The organism is Lysinibacillus sp. ZYM-1, assembly GCF_001308875.1.
Taxonomy (GTDB): Bacteria; Bacillota; Bacilli; order Bacillales_A; family Planococcaceae; genus Lysinibacillus.
This window is the reverse complement of the sequence record NZ_KQ465107.1, coordinates 1-14,590: the sequence shown is the minus strand read 5'-3', so window position 1 is coordinate 14,590 and position 14,590 is coordinate 1. Positions and strand designations below refer to the sequence as shown.

Here is a 14,590-nt window from a genome sequence, read left to right as displayed (position 1 = left end):
ATATTTAAACCTTGCAGTCGTACTGGCTGTAAGGTTTTTTTTCGTATATAGTTGAAACGAAACGGTAACTGATTCCGTATAACATAATATAGAAAAGAGGGGGAATGACATTGAGAGCTCAACCAATTCATCAAATTTCCCGTAAAGGGTTAACTGTATGGCGCTTATATGGAGTCATACAAACATTGGTGCTATTAATTGTAGCCGTGTTAGTAAGCTATGGGACTTATTATTTTGAATGGCCTTTATTTATTTACTACATAGCTGGGGCAATTGTAGTACTAAGTGCCGTACTTTCAGTTTTTATTTTTCCGAAAATTAGATGGGAACGATGGCGGTATGAGGTCCGTGAACATGAAATTGAAGTTCAACATGGCTTATTTGTAGTGAAACGTACGCTCATACCAATGGTACGTGTCCAACATGTTGATACGACACAGGGACCGATATTAAAAAAGCATGACTTGGGTAACATTTCCATATCAACAGCAGCAACCGTACATACAATTCCTGCACTTGTCATGGATGAAGCAGATTTACTTCGTGCTCGTATCTCTGAATTAGCAAGGGTGGCGGAAGATGATGTCTAAGGAAATTAATCGTTTACATCCAATATCAGCAGTGATTACGAGCGTTAAAGCATTGAAAAGTATGATATTACCAATTGCGATAATTATCATAAGTAACGGCTTTAATTTCTCACTAAATTTTCGTAGTGATCATTTTTTTGATACCATTTTACTTTTCGGTGTATGGGGAGTAGCCGCACTCCTTGCATTGATGGGAGGCATTATAAAATGGCGGACATTTGTTTATTGGTTTGAGGATGGGGAACTACGCATAAAGTATGGATTGTTTGTTAAAAAGAAGCGTTATATTCCTTTTGAACGTATTCAAAGCTTGAACTACAATGAGGGAATTTTTCATCGTATTTTTGGATTAGTCAAAGTTCAGGTAGAAACAGCTGGCAGTAAAGGAGGTAAACCTGAAGTAGAGCTTACCGCAATTCGAAAAGCAGCTGCAGATGTTATCGAATTAGAAATGCGGCGTGCAAAAAATGAAGGTGTGAATCCACTGCATGCAGAGCAGGAGGAAGTTGTAGAAGAGTCAGTTTCCACACCAGCTATTTACCATATGTCCATGCGTGATTTACTTGTATTAGCCACAACTTCGGGCGGGATTGGCGTTGTGCTATCGGGGCTTGCCGCTATTGCCTCTCAGTTTTCAGATATTATTCCTTATGAGACTGTTTTTCATGAGTTAGCTGATTTTGTAAAAATCGGGGCATTTTTAGTGGCGCTAACCGTAATGTTCATTTTAATTGTAGCCTGGGTTGTTTCCGTCCTTATCACCCTGATTAATTATTATGATTATACAGTCCGTATTGAAGAAGATAAGCTTATTCTTACTAAAGGACTTTTAGAAAAAAAGCGTATAACTTTACCTTTAAATCGAATTCAAGCGATTCGGATTGTTGAAAATCCATTACGTCAATTAACAGGCTTTGCTACGGTCGTTGTAGAAAGTGCTGGTGGTAACGGTGAAGACGGGATGGATAAAAAAATTACCTTGTTTCCACTCATTAAGAAACAAGATTGTATGGAGTCGTTAGAGCATCTTTTCCCAGAAATGAATTGGTACCCTTCATTTACTCGCTCACCAAAAAAGGCAAGATCGTTCTTCTATCGCATAGATTTTATCTGGCTTGTCCCTATTATTGGCGCATGCAGTTATTTCTTCTACCCATATGGTCTATTATCATTATTGTTAATTCCATTAACGATACTACTTGGTATTTGGCAGCATAAAACAGCAGGCTATCAAATCGATGGAAAGCAACTGGCTTTGCAATATCGAGTATTTAGTCGAGTAACATTGATAATGGAGAAAAAACGAATACAATCTATGGGAAGTACACAATCGTACTTTCAAAAAAGAAAGAATGTTATGTCTATAAAAGCGACAGTCATGTCGGGTGCATCTGGTACAACGGGGAGTGTCTCAAGCCTGGAGCAACATGATGCTGAAACCATATTATCTTGGTATGAACATTAAACATAAAGCTAAACCTTTCAATTTTATGGAAGGATTAGCTTTTTTTATCTATAAAAATCGGGTCATGCTGTTTATAATAAAATAAATAGAACAAAAGGGGTGGGGACTTTGTTTAAATATGATATTAATGAAAGCGCTTATTTGAAGTTATTGGATTTAAGTGATGTTCATGAATTATTTGCATTGACGGATCGTTCAAGGGGGACATTACGTGAATGGCTGCCTTTTGTAGATGGTGTTCAGACAGTTAAGGATACAGAGGTATTTGTAAAAAAGGCCATGCAACAATATGCAGATAACAATGGCATACAGGCCGGCATCTACTATGAAGGACAGCTCGCTGGTGTGATAGGGTATCATCAAATCAACTGGCAACATAAATGGACAAGCATTGGCTATTGGTTAGGGAATGAGTTTGTTGGTAAGGGACTCGTAACAAATTCAATGAAAACATTAATTGATTACGCCTTTAATTATTTAAAGCTAAATCGTATTGAAGTGAGGGTAGCGGTTGGAAATATTCGCAGCCGTACGATTCCAAAAGTTTTGGGTTTTCATGAAGAAGGACGGTTAAGGGATGCTGAGTGGCTGTATGATCATCATGTAGACCAAGTTGTTTATGGATTAACAGCAGCAGAATGGAAAAAAATTAAGATGGCCAATGAGGCTACCGTAGCTTTGTAAAAGGCTATAAATAGAAAGGGGAGCAGTGCCATGGGATCTAATTATGACTCATGGAGCTGCTCCTCTCTTACATTACGATTTACCCGCCATTTTTTGTTTACGCCAGCTTAAAATTCTTTTTGGATGTAAATAGATAAGCCCGAGTATAAATCCAGTTACTAAACCACCTAAATGTGCATTGACGTTTACATTGGGTTGAAGAAAAGTCATGATGACACTGATAACGATGATTGGTAAAATGAGCTTACGAAGCATTGGCATTGTTCTACGAGTATAATAAACTAATGCCCCAAAAGCACCAAAAATTCCAAAAATAGCCCCACTTGCACCAAGACTCGTATAATTACTATTATAGAATATATAGGTTGCCATGTTGCCTACAATACCAGATACTAAATAAATTGTAATGAAACGTGCTTTGCCTGCGATTTTTTCAAGCTCTGGTCCAAAAAGATATAAGGAAAACATATTAAAAAACATATGCATAAATCCAGCATGTAAAAACATAGCAGAGAATACACGCCACCACTCACCATTTTGAATCAGGAAATTCGCCTGGATTCCGTAATTCCACAAAAGAGTTCCTACGCCGGGTAAAAGAGACAATACATAAAGAATTAAATTGATTGCTATTAACGTTGATACAATAGGGTAATACTTTGTATATTGCTTAAAATTTTCTGTTCTACTAAACATGGCTCCACCTCAATTTACAATTATTATACATGCCTTGTTGGAAATAGGTAAAGGAGAAGGTCACATGATTAAGGGAATTGGTCTTGATATTGTAGAAATAGACCGTATTGAAAAAGCGATGAAGCGTACAGATAAATTTAAAGAACGCATTTTAACAGCAAGGGAAAAAATTTTATTTGATGGATATTCAGAAACTCGTAAAATAGAGTTTTTAGCAGGAAGATTTGCTGCTAAAGAAGCATTTTCGAAAGCAATGGGTACTGGCATAGGGGAACAATGTAAACTTCATGATATGGAAATATTAAGAGGAGAGGCTGGGAATCCTGTTTTATATTTTAAGGAAGAGCTTGTCAATGGTTTTGTTAGTATTACTCATTCCAAGCAATATGCAGCTGCTCAAGTAATCTTATTAGAATAAGGATGAACTTGTCTAAAAGGTTGGCCAGCAAATTTAACTATATTGCCTTTTCTTCAAATGACATAACTGACAAATACGGTTCATATATTGTCGTAGTGGATTTGAAAGAAGAAAGGGTGAAAACGTGGGCAACCGAATAGTTAAATGGCTCGTCTTACTTTGTACGATATTACTTCTGTCGGCATGTGGTACAGCCTCACAGGAAAAAGTGTTGAAGAAAGTGAATGGGAAATGGGCAGAGACAAATGGCTATGAGTTAAACGCAACGATGGAGATTAAATCAGGTGGGGAGCCTAGAAATTATAATGTGACAGTATGGCATACAAAGCCTGATTTCTATCGAGTAGAAGTAATGGAAAGTGGAAAAGATGTTTCACAAATGATTGTGCGTAATGCGGATGGCGTTTTTGTTGTCACACCAACATTAAACAAAATGTATAAATTCCAAAGTGATTGGCCTAAGAAAAATAGTCAAGCCTATTTGATAGGCGCTCTAGCAGAAGATTTAGCTGAAGATAAAAATCTTGTCATGAAAGAGGAAGAAAAAGCATATATATTTGAAGCGGCTACTAGAAATAGCTATAAAAATAGTATGCCTCATCAGGTAATTACGGTAGATAAGAAAACATTATTGCCAACTTCTGTTGTCATTATGAATGATGTGAAAGAAGAGCAAATTCGCATTACATTTAAGAAAATTAAATTAGGCGTACAGCATGCTGCAAAAGAGTACGCAGTTGAACAATTTACAGATAAAGATAACACTAAAGGTGAACAAGCTACACCTGCTGATAAAGATGGTAAAGAAGAAAAAGAAGACCAAGAAGCAGTTGGCGCAGATGTAGAGTATCAGGAATTCCAAACACATTATCCTGTAGTGAACTGGGCACAATTGGCGAATGAAAAAGTCGTTCAAGAAAGTGGAATGGAACGCGTTATCTTAACATTTGAGGGAGATAAAGCATTTACAGTTATGCAGCAACCAGTGTCAAAGGAAAACTCTATGCTACCAGTATCATCACCTGGTGATCCAGTAGACTTAGGCTTTACAATAGGTGCTATTACAGATACTTCGATTAGTTGGGAAAAAGATGGTGTTGAATTCTTTGTAGCTTCAAGTAAACTAACGCGAGATGAAATGATTGAAGTTGCTACATCTATGACGATAAGTAGTATGAAGTAACTTATCTAGCTACAGCTTTCTAGTTTACGAAAGCTGTAGCTTATTGACAATTTAAAAGAAAGCCTGCTGTTTAGAAAATGTTAAGTGATTTCCTTTAAAGTGAAAGTTCAGGACTAAAAAACGTTTAATTGTACAAGCTATATAAAAAATATGTATATAATACATAATGTTTTAATTAAAAATAAAGAGGGTATTCTTATGAAGACACAGCAGTATTTTCGACCAACCAAAGCAACGATAGACTTACAAGCAATCCAACAAAACGTCAAAAATTTAAAAAGTTTTTTACGACCTAATGTTCAAATAATTGCTGTAGTAAAGGCGAATGCATATGGTCATGGAGATGTAGCCGTAGCACAGGCAGCTCTTGAGGCTGGTGCCACAATACTAGCAGTGGCAACACCCGATGAAGCATTACATATTCGAGCACATTTTAAAGAACCAGACATACTAATATTAGGTGCATCTCCAGTTTCCTTTGCCCCTTTTGCAGCTCAACAGCGTATAATGCTTACCGTGTTTGATAGTGATTGGGTACAGCAAGCAGCTCCGCTTATAGCGAATGAAGCGCTATCTTTGCAACTACATATTAAAGTAGATAGTGGTATGGGTAGAATTGGCATCCGTTCTGATCAAGAATTGTTAGAGCTGTATCAAACAATAGAGTCTACTGACAATGTAGAGCTGAATGGAATATTTACGCACTTTGCAACAGCAGATGAGAAAGATACGACTCATTTCGATCAACAAGTTCAATTTTTTGAGAACTGTTTAGCTGTAATACCTATGAAGCCACCGCTTGTGCATGCATCAAATACTGCAGCTTCATTAGTAAAGAATTCTTACTTACAATATGATGCTGTTAGATATGGAATTTCAATGTATGGTTTGTCACCGTCCACCTATGTGGAAAATATATTACCCTTTGCCCTAAAACCTGCGTTTTCGCTTGAAAGTGAACTTGTTCATGTGAAGCAAATAAAAACAGGCGAATCGGTCGGCTATGGCGCTACGTATGTTGCACCTACAGATATGTGGATTGGAACTATTCCAATAGGCTATGCAGATGGTGTTATTCGAAAGTTAGGTGGACAAGAGGTATTAATTGATGGACAGAGAATGCCGATTGTTGGACGAATTTGTATGGACCAATGTATGGTTGCTCTACCAAAAGCATATGCTATAGGTGAGAAGGTAACACTTATTGGCCATCAAGGACAGAATAGGATCTCTATGGATGAATGGGCAGCAAGGCTTGAAACCATTAATTATGAAATACCATGCATTATAACAGCAAGAGTTCCTAGAATATACTTTTAATGTACACCCTTATGCCAATATATTTTAACGTTCAATATTTAGTGTAATGTAATGTGCATTCATGCCAGAGTGTAATGTTGAATTTGGTAAATTAATTAGCACTGGAGATCTTATTTCTTTTCCAAATGTTAGATGATTCATAACTGGTAATGTATTGCAATAATAATTATTCGGCATATACCTTCGACAGCCAACATATTTTTACAATTTGTACTTCAAATTGTCAGATATTTTGTCATTTCATGTCTTTTCAACAATATCTTTCAATGATAGAATGGGAAGTAATGAAAAGTGTATGGTTCCGTTGGAGGTGCTTGCTGTGTACGAGAAAAAGTTAAGAGAAGCTACAATTGCTGTTCAAGACAGACTATTTCTACAAACAAAGGAAGTAATTGAAGGTGAATCTTTTGTGCGTATTTTGGCGCGCAAAAATTTAATGCAGGAGCAACCAAATCAAATACGGGAAGCTATGATTAAAGGATATGTTGAAATGTCTCATATTAATTTAATGATCGCGAGTGAATGCTTGCATGCAGAATATGAAGCACAACATATGGTGGAGCGTCTCGTTAGCGGGGGATGACACTTTGAATGTAAAACGTGGTGACGTTTTTTTTGCAGATTTATCACCGGTAGTAGGCTCTGAACAAGGGGGTACTAGGCCGGTGCTGATTATTCAAAATGATATTGGCAATCGATTTAGTCCGACTGTCATCATCGCGGCTATCACTGCACAGATTCAAAAGGCAAAGTTACCGACACACGTTGAAATCAATGCTGAAAAGTATGGTTTTGAACGTGATTCGGTTATTTTGCTAGAACAAGTGCGGACAATTGATAAGTCAAGATTGACAGATCGCATTACGCAACTTGATCATGCTGTGATGGAAAAAGTTGATGGTGCGCTGATGATCAGTTTAGGTCTAGTTAAATTTTGATATACATATGTGTATAGAAGCATCGAGATAATTGATATCTCGATGTTTTTTTTGTCTCGTCTATTCATTTACTTATTTTGCTTAATTTCGAGGGTAGATATTGTATGGATGGAAAATAATCTAGTCGTAATTATGTTAAGACATATTTGATAAATAATAGAAAAAGATTTAAGATATACACAAGATTTTTAATAATAATAGATTATTAAAAAAATTCTAAAAGGTATATGAAAATATACATAGAATATTCCATTTATAAATTCTATAAAGTTTAAATTACGTTTAGCATGTCGAATTAACGTGTAAGAGTAATACTCCGTAAGGAAATGGAGGGACAGCAGTGACAAGTAAGTCTTCGGTTGAAATTATTACAGAGTGGGATATTGTTGCAGCAAGACAACTGGGGCGCAATGAGGCAAAGGCACTTGGATTTGGCACTGTTGATCAAGCTCGTATAACCACTGCTATTAGTGAATTAGCAAGGAATATCTATTTATATGCGAGTATAGGTGTGATTGAAATTGAAAGGGTCGAGTCAGAAACTGAAAAGAAAATCGTAGTTGTTGCAACTGATCGAGGACCTGGAATTAAGGATGTTCGCAAGGTAATGGAGGATGGTTATTCTACTTCTGGGGGACTAGGTGCTGGCCTTCCGGGTGTTAAGCGATTGATGGACAACTTAGACATTCAATCTGTCGTTGGAGAGGGTACAATAATACGGACAGAAAAATGGCTGCGTTAGGACGTGAAGAAATTGAAACAATTAGAAGCCCAGTATAAAAAGATATTGTCAGATTATATGGTTAATCAAACGGAAAGAAACTTATATATTGCTCAAAATTTCACACGTCAATTAATTCAAAAAAATATAGCTCCAGAGGATGTCGTGAGTATTCATAAAAATGCTGTTGAACAAATATTTCCTGATCGAATGAGTGAATCGCAGCCAGCATATGATTTTCTCATTGAAGTAATGGTACATTATGGCATGGCACATCGAGAGCATCAAAGCTTACTTCAAAAACAAGCGGAGTACGAGATGGAAATGAAAATCGCAACTAATATTCAAAAGACTTTATTAAAATCACATGTACCCCAGCTGCACAGTATTGATATAGGAATGATCTCTGTTCCTATTCGTAAAATGAATGGTGATTATGTACATTTTTTTCATGATCGAGAAGAGTATTTAAGTATGGCTGTGACAGATGTAGTGGGGAAGGGAGTACCTGCCGCCCTATGCATGTCGATGGTGAAATATGGACTTGAGACATTGGGTTATGCCTATAAAGATCCTTCATATGTTTTAGAAGTCATCAACAGGGTAATTGAAAAAGGTGTTGATGATAGCATGTTTGTTTCTATGTTCTATGGTTGCTTAGATATTCGCCAAAACATATTTTCCTATGCTTCGGCAGGGCATGAACCGGCTTTACATTATATGGCAAAGCATGATGAGTTTGTTTCTTTAGAAGCTAAAGGCTTATTATTAGGTGTATTGCCTGAAACAAAATATACGTTTCATGAAATTGTTTTAGAGGAAGATGATTTGATCATCATGATGACCGATGGAGTAACAGAGTTTAGAGCACTGGATGACTTAAATTCACGAGAGATTATTACAGCACTCATAAAAGAAAATAAGTATTTAACAGCCCAGCAATTGTGTCAGCTTCTTTATAGAGAGATAGAGAAAGTACAGAATTTTAAACTTTCTGATGATTTTACTGTAGTTATTTTAAAAAAATAGGTTTACGTTTTAATGAAACAGGGAACAGAAAATAGTCTAACAAATATGGTGGAGGTGTGCTATATGGACGTTACAATACATTTTAAAGAAATTGATCATAAATTATTTGGCTTTGTTGAGGGTGAAATTGATACGTTTACGGCATCTGGATTACGAGAGGAATTAGAAGCTGTAAAGATTACAGAAGGATTAGAAGTTGAACTTGATTTATCAAAGGTTAATTACATGGATAGTACGGGACTAGGGATTTTTGTTGCTTTTTACAAAAGAGCATTACGTGAAAATGGCAAAGTGAAGCTCGTTGGTTTATCGAGTAGATTACAAAGATTGTTTGAAATTACTGGTCTAAGTGATTTGATGGATATTGAAACTGATAAAAAGGTGGAATTAAGATAATGAAGGAATTTGACTATATTGAAATTAGAGTTCCTGCTAAACCGCAATTTGTCAGTGTTATTCGGTTAACTGTCTCGGGCTTAGCAAGTAGGATTGGCTTTAATTATGATGATATCGAAGACTTAAAAATTGCTGCAAGTGAGGCTGTGACTAATGTTGTACACCATGCTTATAAAGAAGATGAAGAAGGTGAAATCGTCATCGGGTGTGCGTTGTATGACCATAAAATGGAAATGATGATTGCTGATTATGGCAATAGTTTTAATTTTGAAGAGATCAAGTCTAAGATTGGACCGTACCATCCTGAGGAAAACATTGCAGGGCTAAGAGAAGGTGGGTTAGGACTATATTTAATGGAAACTTTGATGGATGAGGTGATGATCAATAACGATGGTGGCGTAACTGTCTTTATGACAAAGTATGTCACTAGGGAGCAGGTGGAAAAAAATGTCGAAAGAATCACTACATAAATCTTCATCCAAGGAAGATGTATTAAAGTGGATTGAATTGTACCAGTCAACGGAGGATGATGAAGCACAAACGAACTTAGTGATTCATTATCGATATCTAGTTGAGTCAATAGCACGGAAATATTCGAATGGTAAATCTTATTATGATGATATTGTTCAAGTAGGGATGCTGGGATTACTAGGTGCAATTAGACGTTTTGATCCAAATTTTGGTCGTAGTTTTGAAGCATTTGCTGTGCCAACAATTGTAGGGGAAATCAAACGCTTTTTACGTGATAAAACATGGGATGTTCATGTACCTAGACGAATAAAAGAAATAGGCCCGAGAATCAAAACAACAGTGGAGGCGCTGACAATTGAATTGCAGCGTTCTCCATCCATTAAAGAAATTGCCGAGCGTTTAGAGGTAGCGGAGGAAGAGGTATTAGAGGCTATGGAAATGAGCCGTAGTTATCAAGCTCTTTCTATGGATCATTCAATAGAGTCAGATTCAGATGGTAGTACAGTTACGCTGTTCGATATTTTAGGTAGGGAAGACGATGGCTATGAAATAACTGATAAACGAATGATTGTTTCAGAAGCAATGGTTGTTTTAAATGAAAGAGAAAGACAAATTATTCAGCTTACATATTTAGAGCAACTTAGTCAAAAAGAAGCTGGAGAACGATTAGGAATTTCTCAAATGCATGTATCTAGAATACAAAGAAAAGCAATAAAGAAATTACAAGAGGCTATTCTAGCAAGTGGCGGTGTTTCGCTCTAATCCATCCATGGTGTGTTGTTAATCATACTTAACACCCTTAAAATGACTGAAAATAGTCTACTCATATTCGTCTGGGTAGACTATTTTTTTGCATTTTTAGTTAAGTGTAATGGTAAAATGAAAAGAAAAAGGTAGTGATGATGTGGAACAAAAACAAATGTTACAGCTCATTGCAAAAGATGTAGCGGTCAAACCAGGGCAAGTAGATGCTGTAATTAAATTATTAGAAGAGGGAAATACCGTACCATTTATTGCTCGTTATCGAAAAGAAGTAACGGGATCCCTTGATGAGGTGCAAATTAAAGCTGTAGAGGATCGTTATCACTACATACAGCAGCTCGAACAACGTAAAGAAGAGGTTATCCGATTAATCCAAGAGCAAGAAAAGCTTACACCAGAATTAGAAAAATCCATTTTATCAGCAACAGTCTTACAGCGTGTGGAGGATTTATATAGACCCTATAAGCAAAAACGACGTACTAAGGCAACTATTGCAAAAGAAAAGGGATTAGAACCTCTTGCAGAACTTTTATTAGGTTTTAGTAATGACACATTAGAACAATTAGCTGTTAAATTTGTGGATAATGATCAGGTAGCCAATGCTGAAGACGCGCTTGCAGGAGCAAGAGATATTTTAGCAGAACGCTTTGCTGATGATGCTGCTATCCGTGAGAAAATTCGTTCCTATTCGTTGAAAGATGGTGTACTTGTAACGAATGTAAAAAATGCAGAAACGGACGAAAAAAATGTATTTGAAATGTATTACGATTATGAGGAACCTGTTAATCGTATTGTTCCTCATCGTATTTTAGCGATAAATCGTGGAGAAAAGGAAGACGTTTTGAAAGTTTCGATCCGTGTACCAGTGGACCGAGTATTGATGATCATGTGGAAGGAATGGATACCAGCAACGGGATCGTCTCCTGCTATTGTTGAAGTGAAGCTGGCTATAGAGGATTCGTACAAGCGTTTAATTCAACCATCTATTGAAAGAGAAATACGTAATGAGCTTACAGAAAAAGCAGAAACACAAGCTATTCATATTTTCTCTGAGAATTTACGTAATCTATTACTACAGCCTCCTATGAAAGGTAAATATGTCTTGGGAGTCGACCCAGCTTATCGTACAGGTTGTAAATTAGCTATTGTAGATGAAACAGGGAAGATGCTAGAGGTTACTGCTATCTATCCACATCCACCTAAACCAGATGTGGCAAAATCAAAAGCTGTTGTAAAAGCAATTTTAGCTAAATATCCAATAAGTATTATTGCAATCGGAAACGGTACAGCTTCTCGTGAAACAGAACAATTTATAGTGGATGTATTGAACGAGCTAACTACTGACGTAGCCTACGTTATTGTCAATGAAGCGGGGGCGTCTGTTTACTCAGCATCTGACATTGCCCGTACAGAATTCCCGGATTTACAGGTTGAGCAACGAAGCGCGGTGTCCATTGCTCGTCGTTTACAAGATCCATTATCAGAGTTAGTGAAAATTGAACCAAAAGCTGTTGGCGTTGGTCAGTATCAGCATGATGTTTCTCAAAAAAAATTAAATGAATCACTAACATTTATAGTAGAAACAGCTGTTAACCAAGTGGGGGTTGATGTAAACACGGCCTCTTCATCACTCTTACAATATGTTTCTGGTTTATCAAAAACTGTTGCAGAGAATATCGTAAAGGTTCGCGAAGAAAATGGTCAATTTACTACGCGTGTGCAGTTAAAAAAAATCCCAAGGCTAGGTGCGAAAACCTACGAACAAGCAATTGGTTTCTTACGTATCTCTGAGGCGAAAAATCCATTTGACGCTACGGGTATCCACCCGGAAAGCTATAATCTTGCTGAACAAATTTTAGCAGAGGCGAAAATCGATAAAAAAGAGCTTGGGACGCAGAAAGCAGAAGAAGCTATTGCAGCTTTAAATATCCAAACATTAAGTGATGTGCTAGAAATCGGTGTTGTAACGATTCGAGATATTGTAGATACTTTAATGAAGCCAAGTCGTGACCCGCGTGATGCCTTTCCTCAGCCATTGCTTAAAACCGATGTATTAAAAATGGAAGATTTAAAAGTGGGTATGGAGCTACAGGGAACTGTTCGAAATGTAGTAGACTTCGGGGCTTTTGTTGATATTGGCGTTAAACAAGATGGACTTGTGCATATATCAAAACTTCAAAATAGACGTATTAAACATCCATTAGAAGTTGTTGCATTAGGTGATATTGTAACCGTTTGGGTAGAACAGATTGATGTAAATAAAGGACGCATTTCTTTAACAATGCTTCCGCCTAAAAATCAAACAATAGATTGAGTAATAAATAATTACCACACTGTGCATACTACACAGTGTGGTATTCTTGTTGTTGGAGGTGATCAAGATGGACAATGAGGAGCTACAACAGCTTGTGTGTCAAATTTCTTTGGAAAGTTTTCAAAAGCCATTTATGCATCAAGCTTATTTTAATGGGAGATTACGTTCAACTGGCGGTCGGTATCTTTTACAATCTCACAATATCGAGATCAATCCCAAAGCCTATGAGTTATACGGTCTTAAAGAAATCCAAGGCATTGTACTTCATGAATTGTGTCATTACCATTTACATATCGAAGGTAAGGGATATCAGCATCGAGATAAAGATTTCAGGGAACTATTAAGAAATGTAAATGCACCACGTTTTTGTTCAACATTACATACTTCTAAATCATCTACTAAAAAACAGCGACGCTACACATATACTTGTGTTAATTGCCAGCGACTATATGTAAGGAAAATAAAAATGAATGTTGAAAAGTATTGTTGTAGCAAGTGTTTAGGGGGGCTTAAATTATTGGAGTAAAAAAAAACAAAAAAAGATTGACGTATTGTTGAGTTATCCCTATAATAGTAAAAGTCGACAAGATAACAACGACAACATAACATTAATTATTCCGAAGTAGCTCAGTTGGTAGTAGCACCTGACTGTTAATCAGGTTGTCGCAGGTTCGAGTCCTGCCTTCGGAGCCATGGCCCCTTGGTCAAGCGGTTAAGACACCGCCCTTTCACGGCGGTAACACGGGTTCGAATCCCGTAGGGGTCATTTTCATAATTTTAAATACAATAATAATGGTCCCGTGGTGTAGCGGTTAACATGCCTGCCTGTCACGCAGGAGATCGCCGGTTCGATCCCGGTCGGGACCGCCACTTATTGGGGTATAGCCAAGCGGTAAGGCAACGGATTTTGATTCCGTCATGCCTAGGTTCGAATCCTAGTACCCCAGCCATTCATTTCTTAATTTGAGCCATTAGCTCAGTTGGTAGAGCATCTGACTTTTAATCAGAGGGTCGAAGGTTCGAGTCCTTCATGGCTCATCTTTTCTTAAGGAAAAAGGTTGACTTTCTATATCGTTATAGTATAATGAGAAAGTTACTAATCGAATGCGGTCGTGGCGGAACGGCAGACGCGCTAGGTTGAGGGCCTAGTGGGGGCAACCCCGTGGAGGTTCAAGTCCTCTCGGCCGCACCAAAGTCAATTATATATATGCGCCCGTAGCTCAATTGGATAGAGCGTCTGACTACGGATCAGAAGGTTGTGGGTTCGACTCCTGCCGGGCGCGCCAAATTTTATAAAATGCGGGTGTAGTTTAATGGTAAAACCTCAGCCTTCCAAGCTGATGTCGTGAGTTCGATTCTCATCACCCGCTCCAAAAAAAGTGTTGACAACCATTTGGTTGTTTGATAAGATGAAATAGTTGTCTGATTGGACAATGTGTGAACCTTGAAAACTGAACAAGCAAAACGTAATCAATATAGTTTTTAGTAGCTAGCCTTGCTAGTGAAAGAAACAAAATTTTGGACATCAAAATTGATGCCAGCAAAACAATTTGAGCTAATCAAATTTCTTTTATGGAGAGTTTGATCCTGGCTCAGGACGAAC

Annotated in this window: 16 protein-coding genes and 8 tRNA genes; 23 read left to right on the top strand and 1 reads right to left on the bottom strand. The window is 37.3% G+C overall.

Going from position 1 to position 14,590, the window contains the following annotated elements:
* Positions 1 to 110: 110 nt before the first annotated feature.
* From AO843_RS01620 to AO843_RS01610, 3 genes are all read left to right on the top strand, one after another.
* Positions 111 to 590 carry a PH domain-containing protein gene (locus AO843_RS01620; RefSeq protein WP_082389364.1) on the top strand — a complete coding sequence of 160 codons (480 nt, stop codon included), beginning with the start codon at positions 111 to 113 and terminating at the stop codon, positions 588 to 590.
* The gene (locus tag AO843_RS01615; RefSeq protein WP_054609412.1) at positions 583 to 2,055 is read left to right on the top strand and encodes a PH domain-containing protein; all 1,473 of its coding nucleotides are present in this window, start codon (positions 583 to 585) and stop codon (positions 2,053 to 2,055) included. Before AO843_RS01620 ends, AO843_RS01615 begins: the two co-directional genes overlap by 8 nt.
* A 108-nt stretch (positions 2,056 to 2,163) precedes the next feature.
* Complete coding sequence (locus AO843_RS01610; RefSeq protein WP_054609411.1) at positions 2,164 to 2,739, top strand: GNAT family N-acetyltransferase; 576 nt, start codon at positions 2,164 to 2,166, stop codon at positions 2,737 to 2,739.
* A gap of 72 nt (positions 2,740 to 2,811) precedes the next feature.
* Here AO843_RS01610 and AO843_RS01605 read toward each other — a convergent pair whose 3' ends face one another.
* Positions 2,812 to 3,435, bottom strand: coding sequence for a rhomboid family intramembrane serine protease (locus AO843_RS01605; protein ID WP_054609410.1), 624 nt, complete (start codon positions 3,433 to 3,435; stop codon positions 2,812 to 2,814).
* Between the two features lie 64 nt (positions 3,436 to 3,499).
* On the opposite strand from AO843_RS01605, the gene acpS reads away from it, so the two are divergent.
* From acpS to AO843_RS01505, 20 genes are all read left to right on the top strand, one after another.
* Complete coding sequence (acpS, locus tag AO843_RS01600) at positions 3,500 to 3,853, top strand: holo-ACP synthase (protein ID WP_054609409.1); 354 nt, start codon at positions 3,500 to 3,502, stop codon at positions 3,851 to 3,853.
* Positions 3,854 to 3,977: 124 nt separating this feature from the next.
* Positions 3,978 to 5,036, top strand: a complete 1,059-nt coding sequence (locus AO843_RS01595; protein WP_054609408.1) for a LolA family protein — start codon at positions 3,978 to 3,980, stop codon at positions 5,034 to 5,036.
* A gap of 198 nt (positions 5,037 to 5,234) precedes the next feature.
* A complete protein-coding gene (gene alr / locus AO843_RS01590) occupies positions 5,235 to 6,356 on the top strand; it encodes an alanine racemase (protein ID WP_054609407.1) in 1,122 nt (373 codons plus the stop codon).
* A 319-nt stretch (positions 6,357 to 6,675) separates the two neighbouring features.
* Positions 6,676 to 6,939: a hypothetical protein gene (locus tag AO843_RS01585; protein WP_004232053.1), complete on the top strand. Its 264-nt coding sequence runs from the start codon at positions 6,676 to 6,678 to the stop codon at positions 6,937 to 6,939.
* A gap of 4 nt (positions 6,940 to 6,943) precedes the next feature.
* Positions 6,944 to 7,294: a type II toxin-antitoxin system PemK/MazF family toxin gene (locus AO843_RS01580; RefSeq protein ID WP_008177055.1), complete on the top strand. Its 351-nt coding sequence runs from the start codon at positions 6,944 to 6,946 to the stop codon at positions 7,292 to 7,294.
* A gap of 340 nt (positions 7,295 to 7,634) precedes the next feature.
* The gene (locus AO843_RS01575; protein WP_054609406.1) at positions 7,635 to 8,036 is read left to right on the top strand and encodes an anti-sigma regulatory factor; all 402 of its coding nucleotides are present in this window, start codon (positions 7,635 to 7,637) and stop codon (positions 8,034 to 8,036) included.
* A 57-nt stretch (positions 8,037 to 8,093) separates the two neighbouring features.
* Positions 8,094 to 9,044 (top strand): PP2C family protein-serine/threonine phosphatase, encoded by a 951-nt coding sequence (locus AO843_RS01570; RefSeq protein WP_054609644.1) that lies wholly within the window; start codon positions 8,094 to 8,096, stop codon positions 9,042 to 9,044.
* A 63-nt stretch (positions 9,045 to 9,107) separates the two neighbouring features.
* Positions 9,108 to 9,440, top strand: coding sequence for an STAS domain-containing protein (locus AO843_RS01565; RefSeq protein ID WP_054609405.1), 333 nt, complete (start codon positions 9,108 to 9,110; stop codon positions 9,438 to 9,440).
* The gene (gene rsbW, locus AO843_RS01560) at positions 9,440 to 9,910 is read left to right on the top strand and encodes an anti-sigma B factor RsbW (RefSeq protein WP_054609404.1); all 471 of its coding nucleotides are present in this window, start codon (positions 9,440 to 9,442) and stop codon (positions 9,908 to 9,910) included. The genes AO843_RS01565 and rsbW overlap by 1 nt, the downstream gene beginning before the upstream one ends.
* A complete protein-coding gene (gene sigB, locus AO843_RS01555) occupies positions 9,888 to 10,673 on the top strand; it encodes an RNA polymerase sigma factor SigB (RefSeq protein ID WP_054609403.1) in 786 nt (261 codons plus the stop codon). The genes rsbW and sigB overlap by 23 nt, the downstream gene beginning before the upstream one ends.
* Positions 10,674 to 10,815: 142 nt before the next feature.
* Complete coding sequence (locus AO843_RS01550; RefSeq protein WP_054609402.1) at positions 10,816 to 12,987, top strand: Tex family protein; 2,172 nt, start codon at positions 10,816 to 10,818, stop codon at positions 12,985 to 12,987.
* 67 nt (positions 12,988 to 13,054) lie between these two features.
* Entirely contained in the window at positions 13,055 to 13,513 is a 459-nt protein-coding gene (locus AO843_RS01545) for a SprT family protein (RefSeq protein ID WP_054609401.1), read from the top strand.
* 90 nt (positions 13,514 to 13,603) lie between these two features.
* Positions 13,604 to 13,680 (top strand) — tRNA-Asn (locus AO843_RS01540).
* A 1-nt stretch (position 13,681) separates the two neighbouring features.
* Positions 13,682 to 13,753 (top strand) — tRNA-Glu (locus AO843_RS01535).
* Positions 13,754 to 13,781: 28 nt separating this feature from the next.
* Positions 13,782 to 13,857: transfer RNA gene (locus AO843_RS01530), tRNA-Asp, on the top strand.
* A gap of 5 nt (positions 13,858 to 13,862) precedes the next feature.
* A tRNA-Gln gene (locus AO843_RS01525) sits at positions 13,863 to 13,937 on the top strand.
* A 15-nt stretch (positions 13,938 to 13,952) separates the two neighbouring features.
* Positions 13,953 to 14,025 (top strand) — tRNA-Lys (locus AO843_RS01520).
* 68 nt (positions 14,026 to 14,093) lie between these two features.
* Positions 14,094 to 14,179 (top strand) — tRNA-Leu (locus tag AO843_RS01515).
* Between the two features lie 17 nt (positions 14,180 to 14,196).
* Positions 14,197 to 14,273 (top strand) — tRNA-Arg (locus AO843_RS01510).
* Positions 14,274 to 14,286: 13 nt separating this feature from the next.
* Positions 14,287 to 14,360 (top strand) — tRNA-Gly (locus tag AO843_RS01505).
* Positions 14,361 to 14,590: the final 230 nt, after the last annotated feature.